Raw genomic sequence first — 19,196 nt, 5'->3', positions numbered from 1 at the left:
CCGCTGATCACCGGTTCGCCTCTCACCGATTCGCCTCGAACCGCCAGGCGACCCGTCGAGTGCCCGCCATGGAATCTTCGGGCAGTGCGTGCCGTCCGCGCCGACCCCGGCCGCGGCTGGCGCCTGCCCGGGCGGCACCGTAATGCTCCGCCCGTGACCGTGACCGGGCCCGGCGCCCGACCTCGGCGTCGACGGCAAGCGCCAGCCCCAGCGCCGCCGCTACGCCGAGGAACGCGACGGTGCCAAGCAGCTTGAGGCTGCGGGCGGGTCGCACGCTCATCAGCGGCGGCTCGGACAGCGGCGCTATCCGGTAACGCTGGTCCGGCGGCACAGCAGACTGCAGGCCGTTCGACTTCGCGGTGATCACACGTACCACCTGATCCAGGGTGCGAGTGGCCTCGGTGGGATCGGCGGCCGTGGCCGTTATGTCGAGGAATACCGTCTCCGGTTGCACCGAGATCTCGTAGTCACCATGGAATCCAGCCGAACGGATCTCCTCCCGTACCTGGCGAGAGTCCATGATCTTCGACTCCGTGAGAGCCAGCGACTTGAGCGAATCGCCGAAGTAGGAAAGCGGGTTGACGGGCTGCAGGATAAACCCGGAACCGGAGGAGGATGCGGCGAGCTTCTGCTCCACCGACGGGCCGACCACGAGGACCATGGCCTTCGTCTGGTAGACGGGCTTGGCGACAGACATCGTGATCCCGATTGCGGCCGCCGTGGCGAGCAGGATCGGAAGCATGACATACCATCGGCGGAACGCCGTTCTGGAGACCGTCACGATGTCCATGTCGGACTCCCCCGGTAAGCCGACGACGCCGACGGCGAGGCCTGGTCCGCACCATGACCGGAAGGTTCTGTCATTCGGGGCTCCAAGGATTCATGCACCTGAACCGATCCCATCATCAGCCTGGACCGATTCAATGTAGTCGCCCTGCGCCGCGCCGATATGCAGGCCGACCCGCGTGTCGCCGCGCTACCTGGACCGCTGGGAGGGGAACTTCGCGGCGATTCGTGTCCCGATTCGGGTCCCGATTCGGGTCCCGAATGCCGCGCGTACCTCGCCACCCATGTGCCGAGCATGGGGCAATGCCCACTGCCGCCCCAGAACCGCCAGGCAGCGAGCCCGCTCGGCCCGGTCGAGCCGGTCGTGGGACAGGATCACGTGAACCATCCTGATGGTCTTCTCCACCATCGGCAGCGACGGCGCCCGCCGGTGCGGGTCAAACCACAGAGCGCGTTCCGCGGCATCTGGGTTGGCATTCATAGAAGTATTCTCGTGGAAACGCCTGAGAAACAGGCGTTCGGGCACCTCGACAAACTGGCCGCCCAGGGCGAGCTGCGCCAGGAGAACCACGTCTGAACCGACGTACTTTCCGATGAGATCCGTCTTCAGGAGCGCTTCTGCCCGTATGACGCCGAATACCGGATGGTATTCCGTACGGGTCGACAGGAAGTGTCGCAGACGCTCGTGCGGCGTCGGCTCACACAGGTTCATCCCATCCTCGAAGCCACCGGTCACCGTATCGTTCAGGTCGATGAGCGCCGTTTTGGGGTAGGCCAGGACGGCGGCGGACGACGCGGCAGTCAGGGCCTCGACGCACCGGCTGACGAACGCGGGGGCGCAGAGGTCGTCATGGGCGGCCCACTTGAAGTAGGTTCCCGCGGCGAGGTGGACGATCCGGTTGTAGTTCCAGGCCGCGCCGCGGTTCACCGGACTCCGGTGGTACTCGATCCGCGGATCCCGGCGGACGAATTCCCGGCAGATCTGCTCGGTTCGGTCGGTGCTGCCGTTGTCGGCGACGACGATCTGAAGATTCGGGTAGTCCTGCACGACGATCGACTCCAGCGCCCGAGCCAGGAAGTTCTCCCCGTTGAAGACGGGTAGTCCCACCGTCACGAGCGGCCGGGCGTCCGGGTGGGGTGACGGGACACCGGGCCCCACAACACCACGGTCCACAACATCACACCCCACAACATCACGCCCCACGACACCACGCCCCGCCTGGCGATCAGGTCCCTTGGGTCGGGCCTCGTCCTGGGTGCCGCTGTCGACAGGTATGGCCATTCTCCATCGTCCCTCCGTCCGACCGGAGCCGAACCTCTGCTGACGAGATTGTCAGCTGCTAAGTGGCACGACCTCCGCGGGCACACCCAGTTCCGCCAACCGGCCGCGCACCTCGTCCAGATACAGCGGATTCGGAAGAAAAACGCGCCCCACCCGCTCCACCGACAGGTCCTCGGGTGCCAACACCGGATGCCCGGTGCCGGGCACGAACAGGCCCCTCTTCCGCGGGTTGAGGTCGACGACTCCCCGCACGGCGGAACCGACGTCCAACACGTTGAGGAATGCCACCCCCTTGGACCCCGCGCCCCAGACCAGCGCACGCGGCGCGTCCCAGGCGGAATCGGCGTCCGTCGCCAGGTCGGCGAGATGCGCGGACCAGCGCCCGACAACCTCCCGGTAGACGTCACCGAACTTTCTGGCCTGGACCACGAAGCGGTCCGTCGCCACCACGTCCTCGCCGGCGGCCGGTCCGATCCGACCGGACGGACGGGTCGTCGGCGCCGTCTTGGCCTCGATCCAGAGGAACTGGTCACCGTAGGATGTTCCGGCGTCGGTGATGGTGAACCCGGCCGCGCTCACCACCCGCCGAAGTCCAGCCGGCGAGAAGTACGACACGTGCGGGTAGATGAAGTCCCACACCCCCGCCTCGCCGAGGACGAAGCCGCCGTTGGGCACCTCGAGATACAGCGACGCGTCCCGGCCGCCCAGCGCATTGCGGATATCGGTCAGAAAGCCCAGTGGATCGGACACGTGCTCGAGGACGTGCCGGCAGACGACAAGATCCGCCGGGAGATGGGAATAGCGCGAACCGTACAGGTCGACCACAAAGGTCACCGCGGCGTCGTCGGCACGTTCGGGGCCGATGTAGGTCGGGTCGTACCCGGTTCCGGCACACAGTCCCCGGGCACACAACAGGCGCAGGAAGTCCCCCTTGCCCGACCCGATCTCGACAACCTCCCGCCCCACCAGGTTATGCCGGACGATCAGACGGTCCGCCAACGCCTCGGCGTACGCCCGGAAGGCGGGCGAGAAGTGCAGCGAGTTGTCATACTCGCCGCCGTACTCGACGAGGCCGGCCTCGAACGCGACATTGACCACGGTGCCGCACTCGGCACACAGCGACAGCTCCAGAGCACGGCGCTGCGCGGTCATGGCGGCTTCCCGCGACGGCCACAGCACGCCGGTCATCACCGGCGAACGCTCAACACGTACCAGGTCTTCGAGCGCGGTGCCCTGGCATGCCGGACAGACATTGGTCACCGGACAGACGTTGCTCACCAGACAGACATTGCTCACTCAGACGGCCCTCAGCTCGGTGTCGACGCCCAGCCGGGTCAACTCCCCCGCGATCTCGTCACGATAGATCGGATTCATGATGATCAGAAGATCCGGCCTATCTTCCCGCAGCCACTCGGACGGGACGATACGGTGGCCGCTGCCCGCCATGAACATGCCGTGTTTGTGCGGGTTGATGTCGACGGCGTAGCGGACCAGGTCGGCGGCCGGGCCGAGGGTCGCCAGAAACGACACACCTTTGGAGCCCGAACCCCAGATCGCCGCCTTTTCGCCGCGCTGGTGCCCGCGCCACAGCATCTCGCTCCACCGGTTCAGCGTCGTGGCCACCTCACGCTGGAAGTGCCGTACCCCGACGCGCAGGGTGGCCAGGTCGTCCTCGATCGGCAGCGGGTCACCGGCCGCCGGAACGGTGGACGGCCGCGCCTCGATCAGCAGGTACTGATCGTCATAGTCGAGGGAGACGTCGAGCACCTCGAACCCGGTAGCTCGGAACAACCTCGCCAGCGAACCGGCGCTGAAATAGGAGCAGTGCTCGTAGTACACATCCCAGAACGCCGCCTCCTGCAGCACCCGCAGGACGTCCGGCAGCTCAAAGAGGACCGGGATATCGGTCCGGTCACCGAGCGCGGCCCGGATCATCCGCATGAAGTCGCCGACCGGCGCGATGTGCTCCAGGGTGTGCCGGCACACGACGGCATCGGCGGTCAGGTGCGCATACCGCTCGGAGTAGAGGTCCGTGATCCAGGTCAGCCGGCCGGCAACCGGGCTGGTGATGCGCTCGGGCCGGACACCCGGGTCGATCCCGATGCCGGCGCCGGCACCCTGCTCCACCAGGTGGACGAGAAACTCACCCTTGCCGCACCCGATCTCCAGGACCGTCTTCCCGTACAGATCGTACTTGTCGGTCCAGCGCTTGGCGAGGTCCCGCGCGAACTCCTGAAATCGGGTGGAGAATGCCTGCGTCTCCTCGTACCGGGCGGAGTACTGATTCTTGGTCGGATCGAAGGCCGTGTTCATGATGAAGCCGCAGCGCTCGCAGAAGGCGATCCGCAGATCACCCTTCGGGAACGCCCGGGCCTCGTCCTCGTCGGCCAGCAGCAGACAACTGTGCGACGGGACGTCGTCCTTTGTATAGACGGAGGTGAGACGGGAACCGCCGCAGGCGGGGCAGGCGGTGGACTGGTCAGTCATGGAACGACCCTCGGTGTCGGAACGGGAAGGATGAACCGGCAGCCCCGCCGCGGGTACGTCGCCGCAGGTATGTCGAGCCGCGGCAGCGGCGGCCGAGCACGCTCATGGCACCCGCATCGGTGCGGCCGACCGCAGGGTGACGTCGAGCAGACCGTCCGCCATGAGTTGCTGGATGCGCTGGATCCGCTGGAAGCGGGAGCCGATCAGCTCCTCCTTGGTCAGCCCGGCGGCGACGTAGGCCAGGTAGAGCTCCTCGACCCCCTTGCGGACGGTCCACACCGGCCGGAATCCCGGTATCTCCTCGGCGATACGGTCGCAGTCCACCCGGTAGTTCCGCTTGTCCGGCCCGGCCGTGTCCGCGAAGACCACCCGGCCGCCCGGCACGACCTCCTCGACGATCGCGGCCACGTCGCGTATCCGATAGTTCTCCGCCGACCGGCCGACATTGTAGGCCTTGAGGTGGATCTTCTCGCGGGGCGCCTCGCACACGGCGAGCATCGCCCGGGCGATGTCCTCGATGTGTACCAGCGGCCGCCACGGCGTCCCGTCGCTCTTGAGGTAAACCTCGCCGGTCGTCACCGCGTAGCCGGTGAGATTGTTCACCACAAGATCACCACGCAGTCGGGGTGAGACGCCGTACGCCGTGGCGTTACGCAGGAAGACCGGGCTGAAATCGTCATCGGCAAGCTCGGCGAGCTCTCGTTCGGCGATCACTTTTGACTCGCCGTAGGGAGTCACCGGATGAAACTCGGCCGACTCGTCGATGGGCGCGTCTCCGTGCGCACCATAGAGGCTGCACGAGGACGAGAAGACGAAACGCGGTACGCCCGCGGCCTTGGCGGCACGCCCAACCAGCAACGTCCCCCGGGCGTTGATGTCATAGGTCACGGCTGGGTTCAGATCACCCAGCGGATCATTGGATATGCCCGCCAGATGGACCACCGCGTCGTAACCCTCCAGCTGGGACGGCCGGACGTCCCGAATATCAAGTTTCAACGCCGGCACGAAGTCCGGATCGGGTCCGAGGGTACACCCGGAGAACAGTCCGCTGTCCAGACCCACCACATCGTGTCCGGCAGCCCGGAAGAGCGGGATGAGACGGGTTCCTATATATCCGTCGTGTCCGGTGACCAGAATACGCATCGAGCTCAGTCCCATACCTTCCAGGGCGCACAGCCACCATCCCACAGTGACTGCAGGAGTTTGCGGTCGCGTACCGTGTCCATGCACTGCCAGAAGCCGCCATGCCGATACGCCATGAGCTGACCGTCCTTGGCGAGCCTCTCAAGGGGCTCCTTCTCGAACTGGGTGTCGTCGCCGGCAATGTAGTCGAAGACCTGCGGTTCCAGGACGAAGAAGGCACCGTTGATCCAGCCCTCACCGGCCTGTGGTTTCTCCGAGAACTCCACAATCTGGTCCCCGGCCAGCTCGAGGTGACCGAACCGGGCGGGTGGCCGCACGGCGGTCAGCGTGGCGATCCTGCCATGCGAGCGGTGGAAGTCGCGCAACGCGTTGAGATCGATGTCCGCTACGCCGTCCCCCCAGGTCAACATGAACGTCCCCGCGTCACCGAGCCAGGGCGCGAGTCGCCTGATACGACCGCCGGTGGCGGTATTCTGACCGGTGTCGACCAGATTTACCCGCCAATCCTCCGAGGTACCCCCGTGCCGCTCCACAGCGCTCTGCCGAAGCGACACCGTGAGATCGCTGGTCAGCGCCGCGTAGTCCACCAGCCAGCGTTTGATATATTCGCCTTTATACCCCAGGGCGATCGTAAAATCGGTGAACTGGAAGTGAGCGTAGTACTTCATGATGTGCCAGATGATCGGCCGGTTGCCGATCTCGATCATCGGTTTGGGTTTGATGACCGTCTCCTCCGCCAACCGGCTGCCCAGACCGCCGGCAAGAATACCGACCTTCATCGTTCCGCTCGTTCCCGGGAGCCGGTCGCGTGAACCGGCGCTGCCGAGCCGCTCACGCGGGTCAAGCCGCCCTGACGAGGGACCGGGATACTGGGGTGGCCGGCCTGGCGACCACGTAGCCGGTCGTGGACCCCGACGTAGCGGGGCTCCGAATACCGCCAGGACAGTTCGTTCACAATGCGCTCCCGACCCCGGGCGCCAAGGGTCCGGCGTCGGTCCGGGTCCGTCAGCAGTTCGGCGAGGGTCCGGGCGAAGTCCGCCACCGTGTCGGAGGGTACATAGACGGCGGCGTCCTCGGCGCTCACCCGGGTCTCGGTCAGGTCATAGGCCACCACCGGCAGCGCATAGGCCATGTATTCGAGCGTCTTGGACATGGTGGACACCTCGTTCAGCGGGCTCCGCGGGTCCGGCGACAATCCGACCGTGGCGGTGGACAGGTAGTCCCGGATCATCTGGTCGTCGGCCCGCCCGGTGAACTCGACCCAGTCGTCGAGACCGAGCCGGCTCGACTGTTTCCGCAGATCGTCCAGACAGTCACCAAATCCCAGCAGGGCGAAGGCGCAGTCGGTGCGCCCGAGAACGTGGACATAGTGATGTATGGCATCGAGGAGTCGGTCGACACCGTCCTGCGGGCCCATTATTCCCAGATAACAGGCAAGGTGCTGCCGGCCGCGCCGCAATTCGGGCCGCTCCGCGGCGGGCTTCATCAGTTCGGGGTCCGGTCCGTTTCGGACGACGGTCACCCGTTCCGACGGCAGCCGCCCCCTGGTCAGGGCCAGCCGCCGGTAAGATTCGTTGGTCACGATCACGTGGTCAGCGACCCGCTGATTCATCCGTTCAAGCAGCAGCAACGCGCGGAGCAACAGCCCCCCGTCCTTACCGAACCGTGAGCGATAGAGTTCCGGACAGAGATCATGATGGTCGAAGACGAACTTCTTGCCGAATGGCTTGTAGAACAGCGCGAGCGCCCAGTACGTGTCCGGCGGGTTACATGCCTGGATCACGTCGAATCCGTGCCGGCGGGCCACGGCGACGGACAGGACAGCGGTTCGCACCCAGCAGTAGCCGAACTCGAAGACGTAACTGAGCACACCCTGGGTCCGGGGTGCGCCACGATACGTCCAGATGCTGACACCGTCAACGATCTGGTGACGCCGCTGCCCCGGGCCCCGTGGGCATATTACGGCAACCTGGTAGCCCTGGTTGCGAAGCGCCTGGCATTCCTGCCACGTCCGATGGTCGATCAGAATCGGCAGGTTCTGAACTACGATCAGAACCCGTCCTGCGTCGCCGATGTCGGGAGATTCGGTCGAGTCGGTGTCAGGCGCCGACGTGAGAGTATTCGCGCCCGTAGCCAACGAGATAGTCCCGTCGCGTGTCTGTCCCACATTTTTCTCCCGAAGATGAACGACCCCGTTGCCCGCGGACGGTGGACCTATCCTTTCCTTTCCGTCATGGCGAGGCTAGCGGTCGGCCTGGGCGTCACCGGCGATTGAAAAACTTGCGTGTCGCGTCTTGGGACCGGGCTCGGCCGATTCTCGACGCAGGAACGACAGAACTGACCGTTGGGGGCGGCTTATTCCAGCCATGCTGTTTGACGGCGGCAGCCATGGCCGCCATGGATGCCGTGTTCGCGTCTTTAACGCCCGGGGCACTCTCGCGCTTTTTGACGCAAAGCCGCTCCTGGCGGCGGACCACCCGGTGACTTGTCGTGCGTTCCTCGGCTTTCTGGTCAGCTTACCGAATCAGACGATCATCGGATCAGACGGTCCCGGATCAGACGGTTGACGATGCGCGGCCGGCGAGCAGTCCCAGCGACCCGGCCGCCTCCGTCAGGCCGGCTCGGGCGTCGGGGTGGGCGACGTGGTCGATGAGTCGGGCGGTCTGTTCGTGCTGGCCGCGCCCCCACACGGCCGCGGTCCCGTTCTCGGACACGACGTAGCTGTGCTGGAAACTGGTGACCGGGCTGGTGAGCCGCGGCAGCACACAGGAATCCCCCGACCGGGCATGCCGGCTCGGCAGGGCGATGATCGCCTTGCCGTCGGCCGCGTGCAGCGCGCCGACGACGAAGTCGGACTGCCCACCGAAGCCGGAGTAGATGCGGTTGCGGATCCAGGACGCGTTCGCCTGCGCATACAGATCCACCTGCAGCGCGGTGTTGATCGAGGTCATCCGCGGCTGCCGGGCGATGACCCCCGGGTCGTTCACGATTTCGGTGCGCACCAGCAGCAGCCGCGGATTGCGGTGCGCCCACGAGTAGAGCTCGGCCGACCCGAACAGGAACGAGGTCCGCAGCGGTGTCCCGGCGGCCAGCGCGCCGGAGGCTTCGAGCGCGAGCATGCCATCGGAGAAGGTCTCGGTCCACACGCGCAGATCCCGCCGGTCGACGAGGGCCGACAGCGTGGCGTTCGGGACACCGCCGATGCCGAGCTGCAGGGTCGCCCCGTCCTCGACGAGCGCGGCGACCCGCTCGCCGATCTGCCCGCGGACGTCGTCGACGGGCGTGACCGCGGGGCTGGCGAGCGGCTGCTCCACCTCCACGGCGAGGTCGACGTCATCGATGCTCAGTTCACCGTCGCCGAAGGTGTAGGGCATCGCCGGGTTGAGCTGGGCGACCACCAGTCCCCCGTGCGCGCGGGCCGCCTCGACCGCGGCCGGCAGGATGTTGACTTCGGTGCCGAGCGAGACCTTCCCCCCGTCGGGCACGCTGGTGTGCAACACGACGACGTCGGGCCGGTGGGTGGTCGCGAGCAGGCGAGGCACGAGGCTGAGCCGGTTGGGCAGGTAGTCGAGGCCGGGCACGTTGCGCATCGCCGGGCCGACGAACGCGGTCTCCGGCGTCACGCCGCCGCGTTCCGGCACGCCACCCTGAGCGTTGATCATAAAGAGGCGGTATTCACTCACCACCGCGTCGATCACACGCAACGCGACGAGCGGGGTGGCGAAGTTCCCCGCCGCCACGACCCGCGGCGTGGCCGACCGCCATCGGCCAGGACCGGCTACCCCCGTACCGGCTCCGGCTCCACGAGGACCGGCTCCACCGCCCACACCGGAACCCGCGGCGAGATGGGTCTCGATGCGGCGACCGAACTCCGCCTCGCTGACGATATCCATACCCGCATGGTGGCGTACCGGTGCGCGGCCAGCGAAGAATGGTCATCGCCTCATCCCGCGGATCATGCCGGCCCAGGCCCGGTCGGTTATCGTCTTGAGAACATGGAGTCCGAACGGGACCTCGCCTCCGCGGACGAAGGGACCTCCGATCTGGCCGGCACCGCGCCGTCTCCGGGACCGCCGGGAGAGCTGATCTTTCCCGCGGTCGCTCGGCTCGAGCTCGACGAGCTTCTCGCCCAGCTGGTGGACCGGGCCCAGGACGTTCTGGCCACTCAAAGCCGGCTGCACGGCCTGCTGCGGGCCAACCGGATGGTCACCGCCGACCTCAGTCTCGACGTGGTGCTACGGCGCATCGTCGAGTCCGCGTGCGAGCTGGTTGACGCCCGCTACGGCGCGCTCGGGGTAATCTCCCGCGACGGTCGGCTCGAACAGTTCGTGCACGTCGGGATGGACCCGGGACTCGTCGAGACGATAGGGCGGCTGCCCCGGGGAGACGGCGTGCTGGGCCTGCTCATCGCGGAACCGCGGCCGGTGCGCCTCGACGACATCGCCGACCACCTCCAGGCGGTCGGTTTCCCCCCGGGCCATCCACCGATGCGGGCCTTCCTCGGGGTGCCGATCCGGGTCCGCAACGAGGTCTTCGGCAATCTCTACCTCACTGAGAAACGCGGCGGTCGGGTGTTCACCGCGGAGGACGAGGAGCTGGCGCTCGCGCTGGCCGCGAACGCCGGTGTGGCGATCGACAACGCCCGGCTGTTCGGGGAGGCCCAGCATCGCCAGCAGTGGTCGCAGGCATCCGCCGACATCACCCGGCATCTGCTCGCAGACGGCGACGACCCGCTGGAGCTGATCGTCCAGCGGGCCCGCGACGTCGCCCGCGCGGACACGACGGCGCTGGCCCTCGGGTCGGAGACGGCGACCGAGCTGTCCTTCGACGTCGCCGCCGGGCAGGACGCGGACCTGCTGCGGGGCCGACGGGTACCGATAGAGAGCTCGCTGGCCGGCCGCGCGGTATGCGACCATGCGCCGCTGGTCGTCGCCGACGTCCGTGAACTGGCCGAATCCGAGGTCCACGACCTCGACATCGGGCCAACGATGATCGTTCCGCTGATCACGTCACATGTCACGTCCGGGGCGCTGATCCTCGCCCGGCGCCGGGGCGGTGACCTGTTCACAGACGCGGACCTGGAGCTGGCGGCCGCGTTCGCCGCGCACGTCGCGCTCGCGCTGGAACTCGCCCGCTCCCGGGCCGCACGCGGCCGGCTGTCCCTGCTGGAGGACCGCGACCGGATCGCCCGCGACCTGCACGACCACGTGATGCAACGCCTGTTCGCGGTGGCGATGGGCCTGCAGGGCCTCGCGGCCAGCGAGGAGCGGCCCACCCGGGCGGAACGGATGAACACCTACGTGGAGGATCTCGACGAGACGGTACGGGAGATCCGCCACACCATCTTCGAGCTGCGGGGCCGGGCGGCACCGGCGACGGGCAGCGGCCTGCGGGCGCAGATCCTGGGCGTCATCGACGACATGACCGGCGCGTTCGGCTTCACCCCGCGGGTCCGGCTGGACGGACCGGTGGACACGATGATCGGCTCTACCGTCGGCGACCATCTGATCGCGGTCGTGCGCGAGGCGCTGTCCAACGCCGCCCGGCATGCCAAGGCGAGCAGTGTCGAGGTGACCGTGACCGCCGCGAGCGGCGCCGTCACCGTCGACGTGGTGGACGACGGGGTCGGCATCGGCCCTACCACCCGCCGCAGCGGGCTGGCGAACATGCGGGCCCGGGCGCGGGATCTCGGCGGGACCTTCGAACTCGGCCCGGGCCCCGACGGCGGCACCCAGCTGCGCTGGTCGGTGCCGACTAGCTGACCCGTCCGCGGATCCCGCCGGCCGACGGATCCGCGACCAGCTGGCCGCCCAGATACGTCCGCACCCGCCCGCGGCCCTGTTCGAGCCGAATCCGCCCTCGTGCCTCGGCCGTCATCCACTCGCCTCCCGTTCTCGCGTTCGGACCAGTCCCTCCCGGGGACCGGTTCCTCCTGGACCAACCGGCGCGGCGCCCCACGCCTTCCCGTTGCCGGGACGGTGAATCCCGGCAATACCGGAAGGCGGAGGATGCCCAACATTAAGCGCGCCGATGAACGGGCCATACGCCACCTGTGGGTGCCCGGCCCGGCCGGTGCCCGGGCCGGGCACCGTGTCACCCCCCCGTGTCACCCCCCCCCCCGTGTCACCGGGGACCACGCGGGCACGTGACAACCAGGAAGAACTCATCCGAGGAGAACTCGTCGGACGGAGGCCGAGATGACCACCACGAGAACCTGGACCGTGCAGATCTCCCTGACGGAGCAGCACGGCCGTACCCAGGCGGATGCGGCCCTGCACGGCAGCGCCCGCGACGATCTACACGGGACGGGGCAGGCCCGGCTGCACCCCGGGGAGTCCGACGTTCCCGAGATCGGGGACGAGGTGGCCGCCGCGCGCGCGTTGTCGGAGCTGGCACACCGCCTGTTCGACGCGGCCGCCGAAAACATCCAGGCGGCGATGGCGGGACCCGACCGGACTATGTGATCGTCGTCCGCCGCCGGTGAAGCCGGTGAAGCCGCCGCCGCTCACCCGGATATGGCCAAACTCGGCTGAACCCCTCATCAGGGAGCATGAAACCATTCGTGTTACTTTCCGTGCCATGCCGGACCCTGCTCGCCGGACCGCTCGAGGAGAGGCGGGAAGTGACCGCACCGCACCCGCAGAACGACGCCGCCGACCACGCGCGGGTGCTTCCACCCCGGCTCGACCCGCGGGGATCGGGGTCCGGCCGGTCGGGATCCGGGTCGGCACGCGGCGGACGGTCGGCTAGGCGTCGCGGGTTGCGGGTCTTCCTGGCCTGCGTGTCCTGCCTCGTGTTCGTGGCCACGGTGGGGGGCTGGGCCGCGTACTTCTATGTCGACGGCAAGGTCAACCGGGTCGACCTCGGCCTCGGTTCGGGCGGCGACTCCGGCGGGGTGGGGACCGCGAACTACCTGCTGGTCGGGACCGACAGCCGCGCCGGTACCAACGGTAAGTACGGAGACGCGCCGGGCCAGCGCTCCGACACGACGATCCTCGCGCACCTGACGAAGGATGGGACCACCACCATGGTCTCCTTCCCCCGCGACATGTATGTGCTGATCCCCGAGTACACCGACGGGGCCGGCAAACGTCACAAGGCCTGGCACGACAAGTTCAACGCCGCGATCTCCGTAGGCGGCCCGTCGCTGTTGGTGCAGACGGTGCAGAGCCTGACCGGCCTGCAGGTCGACCACTACATCTCGATGGACCTGGAGGGTTTCAAGGAGATCACCGATGCCATCGGCGGTGTCCAGGTCTGCATCAAGCCGTCGGACGCGAAACCGAGCCGCTACCAGGACGACCGCGGGCGGTGGCGGATGAGCACGAACACCAACGACCCGATGAGCGGATTCGTCGGTGGGCCCGGGACGATCCAGCTCGGCGGCGACCAGGCCCTGGCCTTCGTTCGCCAACGCCACGGCCTGCCGGACGGCGACTTCGACCGCATCCGCCGGCAGCAGCAGTTCATCGGCTCGATGTTCCACAAGATCATGGCAGACGACACCCTGACGAACCCGATCAAGGCCCAGAAGCTGGTATCGGCGGCAGCGAGCGCGCTCACCCTCGACAACCACACCAGCATCGCCGACCTGCGCAGCCTCGGCACCCGAGTCCGCGGGCTGGCCACCGGGGGCCTCCAGATGCAGACCGTGCCCGTCCACGCGCCGACCCGTGCCGAGGGGGCGATCGACGACAACGGCAACATCCGCCTGCACGGAGTCCCGGCCTCCGTGCAGCTCTACCGGCCGGACGACCTGCAGCGCATCGTCGCGCCGATGGGTGGCAAGGCCGAGGGCGCGAGTTCTACCACCGACGCCGGGAGCGGGGGGACCGGTCCGGCGCTCGCTCCCGGCGCCGCCGCCGCGCCCTCCCAGGTCCGGGTCGCCGTCTACAACGGCTCGTCGCGGGCCGGACTCGCCTCCAAGGTCACCGAGCAGCTGACTGCCAAGGGCTTCCACGCCCGCAACGCCGGCAACGCCTCGGTCCTCACCCACGAGACCTCCCGGGTGCTCTACGCCCCCGGGCAGGAGGCCGAGGCGAACACCGTCGCCGCGGCGGTGCCCGGCTCGGTCCTGCTCGCCGATGCGAGCATCACCGGTGTCCAGCTCGTCCTGGGCTCCGGCTTCACCGCGGTGGTGACGCCGAGTGTGACGGCCGGTGGGACCGCGCCTGCGCCCGCACCGGCGGCGGCCGGACCCGCCGCCGGACCGGCGCCGCCGGGAGCGCCCTCGCCGGGCCCGCCCACCTGCACCTACTGATCCTCCTGGTCCCACCGGCCCGGTCCCAATCCGCGCCAACCGGTGGGCAGCGCGGAGCTGGCGGCCCACGGGAGCGCTGTCCGCCCGCGCGGCTTGCACTACTCTTCCGGGGTGTGCACGTCTTCCGGGGTGTGCACGGATGGCCGCCTCCCCTGGTCGCCGGTCGGGGGACGGCCGGCTCGTTCCCCCAGCTCCACCCCGCACAGCCAAGGCCGCGCCTCCGGCCGATGTCCCTCCCGGAGAGGAACTCACGTGCAGATCACGGATTCAGTCGCCGTGGTGACCGGCGGGGCTTCCGGCCTCGGCCTTGCCACCGCCACCCGGCTCATCGACGCTGGTGCCAGCGTGGTCCTCCTCGACCTCCCGTCCTCGAACGGCGCGGCGGTCGCGGAGAAGTTCGGCAGTTCGGTGCGATTCAGCCCCGGCGACGTCACCTCCGAGCAGGACGTGACGGCAGCCCTGGACGTGGCTGCCGAGCTGGGCCCGCTGCGCATCGCCGTCAACTGCGCCGGCATCAGCAACGCCGCCAAGACGCTGAGCAAGGAAGGGCCGTTCCCACTGGCCATCTTCGAGCGGGTCGTCAAGGTCAACCTGATCGGCTCGTTCAACGTCATCCGACTCGCGGCCGAGCGGATCAGCAGGACCGAGGAGATCGACGGCGAGCGTGGCGTCATCATCAACACCGCGTCCGTGGCGGCGTTCGAGGGCCAGATCGGGCAGGCCGCCTACTCGGCGTCCAAGGGCGGCATCGTCGGCATGACGCTGCCGATCGCCCGCGACCTCGCCAGTCTGAAGATCCGCGTGGTGACCATCGCCCCCGGCCTGTTCGACACCCCGCTGCTCGCCTCGCTGCCGGAGCCGGCTCGCGTCTCTCTCGGCCAGCAGGTCCCGCACCCCTCGCGCCTGGGCTCCCCCGACGAGTACGGCCTGCTCGCGACCCAGATCATCGCGAACCCCATGCTCAACGGCGAGACCATCCGCCTCGACGGTGCCATCCGGATGGCACCCCGCTGAACGGGTTCACAGCGCCGCGAGCTGCTCGGCGAGGCGCGCGATCGAGGTCTCGGCGGGCCGGGCCCGCCGCCGGGTCAGCGCGTCCATGCTGGCTGGTGAGGCCCCCTGGAAGCAGGCTCCGGCGGGTTCGGTCCGGACCGCTCGCGGGTAGACAGACACCCATGCGGCCTGGCCAAGGCGAGATCCCCGGGCGGATCTCCCGGGGTGCTGAGGGTGCTGCGGTACTGAGGTGCTGAGGGTGCTGCGCTGGTTCGCCCCGATCGCCCCGATCACCCCGATGCTCATACTCGCCCTGGTGGTCGGACTGCAACTGAGCAACCAGAAATGGAACGTGATCGGACTCGCGATTCTGAGCCCCATGCTCGCGGCCACGTTCGCCGGACCCCGGCTGACCGCAGGCTACGGGGTGGCGGCGGTCCTGGCGGGCATCCTGCTGGGTCTGCACGATGACCTGTTCGGCCGGAGCGGCGGTGGCCCGACGGCCCAGGTGGTCCGGCTGGTCGGGGTCACGGCCGGCGGAGTGATGGCCGTCCTGGTCAGCCGATACAACATCCGACGCGAGACGAAGCTGCAGAACGTCACTCGGGTGGCCGAGGTGGCGCAGCAGACGATCCTCAGTCCCGTCCCGTCGTCGTCCGGCGGGCTGCGGTTCGCCGTCCGCTACGAGAGTGCCACCGTGGAGGCCATGATCGGTGGGGATCTGTACGAGGTCGTCGACAGCCCGTGGGGAACCCGCCTGCTCATTGGTGACGTACGGGGCAAGGGGCTCGACGCCGTGCGGATCGCGAGCCGGGTGCTCAGCTGCTTCCGGCTGATGAGTCGACGCACGGGCGGCCTGCGCGATCTGCTGGCGAACCTCGACGCGGAGGTCGCCGATGCCAGCTGCCTGGACGACTTCGTCACCGCGGTCGTCGGGCAGGTCGACGGCAGCCGTCTGACGCTGGCGAACGCGGGACATCCCGATCCCGTTCTCGTTCGTGCCGGGCAGGCGGATCTGCTCACTGTCTCGTCCAGGCTGCCACCGCTCGGGCTGATCACGGACGGGAGCAACGTGACGGACACCGTGCTGCGGGCGGGGGATCGCCTGCTGTTCTATACCGACGGCATCACCGAGGCACGCGCCCCCACGACCGGCGCCTTCTTCCCCCTGCTGCCCGCGGCCGAGGCCGCGTTCGCCCACACGTCACTCGACGAGGCGCTGACCGATCTCGCCGACCGGGTCCGGGACTGGACGCGATCGACGCTGAACGACGATGTGGCGCTCCTGGCGGTCGAGGTTCCCGGACCGACCCGGCACGCCGGCCCAACCCGACGATCGGATGATCACTGAGAGCTGTCGGCGACCCCCTTGGCCAGCCGGTCCGCCCGCTCGATCCGTTCGTCGATCTCGTCACGGAAGGCCACCAGCCGGCTGATTTTCTCGTCAATCTCGACGCGGAGCCTCCGGTAGGCCGACGTGCCCTCGGTCAGCAGCCGGATGCGGTCCGCGTCGTCGGACGCCGCGTGGTACTCCTGCCGGACCTGGGCGAGACGATCCTCGTAGGCGAGGATCGTGCGGATCTCGTCCAGGTTGAAGCCGAGCAGCGTCTGCAGCTCGCGGATGCGCCGCACCCGGGCGAGGTCGGAATCCGCGTACAGCCGGTTCCCGCCCAGGGTGCGCCCGGACGGGGTGAGCAGCCCCACCTCCTGGTAATACCGCAGGGCCCGCACCGAGACGCCCAGTTCCTGCGCGGCCTGACCGATCCCGCGCAGGTCACGAGCCGCATCCTTGACCGCGCTCTTGGCCGCGCTCTTGACCGGGCTCTTGGCCGCGTCGCCGTCCCGCACCAGGCAATTGTTCCGCACGGCGCCATCGGCCCGCACGGCGCCATCGGCCCGCACGGCGCCATCGGCGGCTCTGATCATCGACGTCAGGGCCTTTCTCACGCTCGGCCTAGCCCGCGGCCTATCGCTCGGCGGCCAGGGGGCTGCTCGAAAGAGCGCTCCCGGCACCGTCCTCCATCGCCGCGATGTCGCCCGCGCCGGCCAGCCCCTCGGCCGTCTCTTCGAGCAGCGGACGGCGCACGTGCGGCCGCTGCTTCCCGCGCAGCCAGGAGAAGCCCGCGGCGACCAGGCAGGCGACGGCGGCGAAGGCGAAGGCGAGGCGCAGACCGTCACCGAACGGCCCGGAGATGAGGTTCGGGAAGAAGGTGTGCCCGGTGAGGAAGTCGGCCTTCGCCGGGTCGAGCTGCGACAGGGTGTCCGGGCCGAGCAGTCGCTCGGTGGGGTTGTACCCGAGGAACGCGGCGAACAGGCTGCCGATCGGCGGCAGGTTCGCCAGCTCGTGCGCCTTCGCCGGGGAGACGCCCTGCCCGACAAGCCCGGAGTACATGGCGTCCGGAAGGCTGGCGGCCAGCCCGAGCGCGATGATGGTGAAGAAAACACCGATGGACAGCACGCTGGCCGAGTTCTGGAACGTGTTGAGCATGCCGGCACCGGCACCGCGCTGGTTGGGCGGCAGGGTGTTCATCACGCTGCTGGTGTTCGGCCCCGCGAACAGGCCCATGGACAGGCCCATCAGCAACAGGATCAGCGCGAACCACGGATAGTCGAAGTCGATGGGAATGGCGTCGAACAGCAGGAACGCCACCGCCGTGATCACCAGTCCCAGGGTGGCGAACGGACGCGCACCGTAGCGGTCCGCGAACCGGCCGGCCAGCGGCCCCGCCACCAGGAATCCGACGGTCACCGGAATCAGGTAGATGCCGGCCCACAGCGGGGTCTTCTCGAAGCTGTAGCCATGCAGCGGCAACCAGATCCCCTGCAACCAGATAATCAACATGAACTGCAGACCACCACGGGCGAGCGCGCCGAGCAGAGCCGCGATGCTGCCCATGGTGAAGGTCCGGCTCCGGAACAGGTCCAGGCGGAACATCGGGTCGGCGGAGCGCAGCTCGATGACGACGAAGCCGATCAGCACCGCGAGACCACCGAACAGGCAGCTCAGCACGAACGGCTTGGTCCAGCCCATCGTGTGACCGCCATAGGGCTGCAGCCCGTAGACGATGCCGGTCAGGATCGCGATGAGGCCGACCGCGAACGTGATGTTGCCGGCCCAGTCGATCCGGGCCTGGGTGCGCGCCCCGTTGTCGCGCAGCTTCAGGTAGGCCCAGACCGTCCCGAAGATGCCGAACGGCACCGAGACAAGAAAGACCAGATGCCATTCGACCGGCGCCAGCAGACCGCCGATCAACAGCCCCAGAAATGATCCGACGATCGCCGCGACGCCGTTGACCCCCAGGGCGAGCCCGCGTTCGTCCTCCGGGAAGGCGTCAGTGATGATCGCGCTGGAGTTGGCGAAGAGGAAGGCACCGCCCACGCCCTGCAGCACCCGCATGATGATGATCCACCAGGCGGCTGCCGTGCCATGCATCCAGGTGACGGCGAGCAGGATCGAGAACAGCGTGAAGATCGCGAAGCCGAGGTTGTACATCCGCACCCGGCCGAACATGTCGCCGACCCGCCCCAGACTCACCACGAGCACCGAGGTGACCAGCAGGAATCCCATCAGGATCCAGAGGAAGTACGAGGTGTTCTCCGGTGCGAGCGGGTCTATCTCGATTCCCCGGAAGATATCCGGAAGGGCGATGAGAAGAATCGAACTGTTGATCGTCACCATCAGGATGCCAATGGTCGCGTTCGACAGCGCGATCCACTTGTAGTTGTCCGGACCGGGCCGGGCCAGGACCTCGTCGGCCTCAAGCGACAGGGTGCCGGCGGCGGTGTCGGAAGTCGTCACCGCACGAAGGTAGCGCCTCTATCTAACGTCAGCGGTAGATGTGACATGGTTCATAGCGGCCGGAGGCCGATATACGCCGTTGTGGGCGTCGGCTTCGCGACCGGGGATTGCCAGCCGGCCGACCGGGCGCCCCCGTCCCCGGACCAGGTAAGGGTCCGGGGCACGAACGCCGACGAATGAGGAGACGACGATGCTGCTCGCCGAGGAACTTCTCCTGCTCGCGCTCGCGGGCCCGGCCCGTCTACTCGAGGTGGTGGCACCCGAGCGCGCGTCCCGCGGGCACGCGAAGGAGCGGATCCGGACGGCGACCGACCTGACGCCGGTCGCCCCGATCGTCAAGAAGGTCATCGCGGAAGCGGAGGCAGTGGTCATAGCCGCGGCAACCAGCGTGAGCCTGGGCGTGGCGGCGTCGAGCTGACCGTGTCGCCGTTACCGTTACGAGCCGA

At 68.3% G+C, this 19,196-nt stretch carries 17 protein-coding genes; 6 read left to right on the top strand and 11 right to left on the bottom strand.

Annotated features, from left to right (window positions below; all coding sequences use genetic code 11):
- Positions 1-22: 22 nt before the first annotated feature.
- The 8 genes from FRANCCI3_RS07880 to FRANCCI3_RS07845 all read right to left on the bottom strand — a co-directional run bounded on the left by FRANCCI3_RS07880 (position 23) and on the right by FRANCCI3_RS07845 (position 9,591).
- Positions 23-790, bottom strand: a complete 768-nt coding sequence (locus FRANCCI3_RS07880; protein WP_011436007.1) for a Wzz/FepE/Etk N-terminal domain-containing protein — start codon at positions 788-790, stop codon at positions 23-25.
- A 186-nt stretch (positions 791-976) separates the two neighbouring features.
- Positions 977-2,068: a glycosyltransferase family 2 protein gene (locus FRANCCI3_RS07875; RefSeq protein ID WP_011436006.1), complete on the bottom strand. Its 1,092-nt coding sequence runs from the start codon at positions 2,066-2,068 to the stop codon at positions 977-979.
- Positions 2,069-2,119: 51 nt separating this feature from the next.
- Positions 2,120-3,364 carry a class I SAM-dependent methyltransferase gene (locus tag FRANCCI3_RS07870; protein ID WP_011436005.1) on the bottom strand — a complete coding sequence of 415 codons (1,245 nt, stop codon included), beginning with the start codon at positions 3,362-3,364 and terminating at the stop codon, positions 2,120-2,122.
- A complete protein-coding gene (locus tag FRANCCI3_RS07865; RefSeq protein ID WP_011436004.1) occupies positions 3,365-4,555 on the bottom strand; it encodes a class I SAM-dependent methyltransferase in 1,191 nt (396 codons plus the stop codon).
- A gap of 102 nt (positions 4,556-4,657) precedes the next feature.
- On the bottom strand, positions 4,658-5,698 hold the full coding sequence (locus tag FRANCCI3_RS07860; protein ID WP_011436003.1) for an NAD-dependent epimerase/dehydratase family protein: 1,041 nt from the start codon (positions 5,696-5,698) through the stop codon (positions 4,658-4,660).
- Positions 5,699-5,703: 5 nt separating this feature from the next.
- The gene (gene rfbF / locus FRANCCI3_RS07855) at positions 5,704-6,477 is read right to left on the bottom strand and encodes a glucose-1-phosphate cytidylyltransferase (RefSeq protein ID WP_011436002.1); all 774 of its coding nucleotides are present in this window, start codon (positions 6,475-6,477) and stop codon (positions 5,704-5,706) included.
- Positions 6,474-7,721 carry a glycosyltransferase family 4 protein gene (locus FRANCCI3_RS07850; protein WP_373420616.1) on the bottom strand — a complete coding sequence of 416 codons (1,248 nt, stop codon included), beginning with the start codon at positions 7,719-7,721 and terminating at the stop codon, positions 6,474-6,476. Before FRANCCI3_RS07850 ends, rfbF begins: the two co-directional genes overlap by 4 nt.
- Before the next feature lie 532 nt (positions 7,722-8,253).
- Positions 8,254-9,591, bottom strand: a complete 1,338-nt coding sequence (locus FRANCCI3_RS07845; RefSeq protein WP_011436000.1) for an acetyl-CoA hydrolase/transferase family protein — start codon at positions 9,589-9,591, stop codon at positions 8,254-8,256.
- Between the two features lie 102 nt (positions 9,592-9,693).
- Here FRANCCI3_RS07845 and FRANCCI3_RS07840 point away from each other — a divergent pair, with 102 nt between their 5' ends.
- From FRANCCI3_RS07840 to FRANCCI3_RS07825, 4 genes are all read left to right on the top strand, one after another.
- Positions 9,694-11,460, top strand: coding sequence for a GAF domain-containing sensor histidine kinase (locus FRANCCI3_RS07840; RefSeq protein ID WP_011435999.1), 1,767 nt, complete (start codon positions 9,694-9,696; stop codon positions 11,458-11,460).
- A 435-nt stretch (positions 11,461-11,895) separates the two neighbouring features.
- On the top strand, positions 11,896-12,162 hold the full coding sequence (locus FRANCCI3_RS07835) for a DUF1876 domain-containing protein (protein ID WP_011435998.1): 267 nt from the start codon (positions 11,896-11,898) through the stop codon (positions 12,160-12,162).
- Between the two features lie 158 nt (positions 12,163-12,320).
- A complete protein-coding gene (locus FRANCCI3_RS07830) occupies positions 12,321-13,958 on the top strand; it encodes an LCP family protein (RefSeq protein ID WP_011435997.1) in 1,638 nt (545 codons plus the stop codon).
- Between the two features lie 252 nt (positions 13,959-14,210).
- Positions 14,211-14,972, top strand: coding sequence for a 3-hydroxyacyl-CoA dehydrogenase (locus FRANCCI3_RS07825; protein ID WP_011435996.1), 762 nt, complete (start codon positions 14,211-14,213; stop codon positions 14,970-14,972).
- Between the two features lie 6 nt (positions 14,973-14,978).
- Here the strand turns inward: FRANCCI3_RS07825 and FRANCCI3_RS26750 are convergent, their stop codons facing one another.
- Positions 14,979-15,131 carry a hypothetical protein gene (locus FRANCCI3_RS26750; RefSeq protein ID WP_023840923.1) on the bottom strand — a complete coding sequence of 51 codons (153 nt, stop codon included), beginning with the start codon at positions 15,129-15,131 and terminating at the stop codon, positions 14,979-14,981.
- A 70-nt stretch (positions 15,132-15,201) separates the two neighbouring features.
- Here FRANCCI3_RS26750 and FRANCCI3_RS07820 point away from each other — a divergent pair, with 70 nt between their 5' ends.
- Positions 15,202-16,302 carry a PP2C family protein-serine/threonine phosphatase gene (locus FRANCCI3_RS07820; protein WP_232234921.1) on the top strand — a complete coding sequence of 367 codons (1,101 nt, stop codon included), beginning with the start codon at positions 15,202-15,204 and terminating at the stop codon, positions 16,300-16,302.
- Here the strand turns inward: FRANCCI3_RS07820 and FRANCCI3_RS23290 are convergent.
- Entirely contained in the window at positions 16,296-16,898 is a 603-nt protein-coding gene (locus FRANCCI3_RS23290) for a MerR family transcriptional regulator (protein ID WP_236701461.1), read from the bottom strand. The two genes, FRANCCI3_RS07820 and FRANCCI3_RS23290, sit on opposite strands and share 7 nt — an antisense overlap.
- 19 nt (positions 16,899-16,917) lie before the next feature.
- Positions 16,918-18,750: an MFS transporter gene (locus FRANCCI3_RS07810; protein WP_011435993.1), complete on the bottom strand. Its 1,833-nt coding sequence runs from the start codon at positions 18,748-18,750 to the stop codon at positions 16,918-16,920.
- Positions 18,751-18,940: 190 nt separating this feature from the next.
- Here FRANCCI3_RS07810 and FRANCCI3_RS07805 point away from each other — a divergent pair, with 190 nt between their 5' ends.
- A complete protein-coding gene (locus FRANCCI3_RS07805; protein WP_011435992.1) occupies positions 18,941-19,168 on the top strand; it encodes a hypothetical protein in 228 nt (75 codons plus the stop codon).
- Positions 19,169-19,196 lie beyond the last annotated feature (28 nt).

It is taken from the genome of Frankia casuarinae (assembly GCF_000013345.1).
Lineage (GTDB): Bacteria > Actinomycetota > Actinomycetes > Frankiales > Frankiaceae > Frankia > Frankia casuarinae.
Note: the sequence above shows the minus strand (reverse complement) of the source record. Positions and strands in the feature narration are given on the sequence as shown.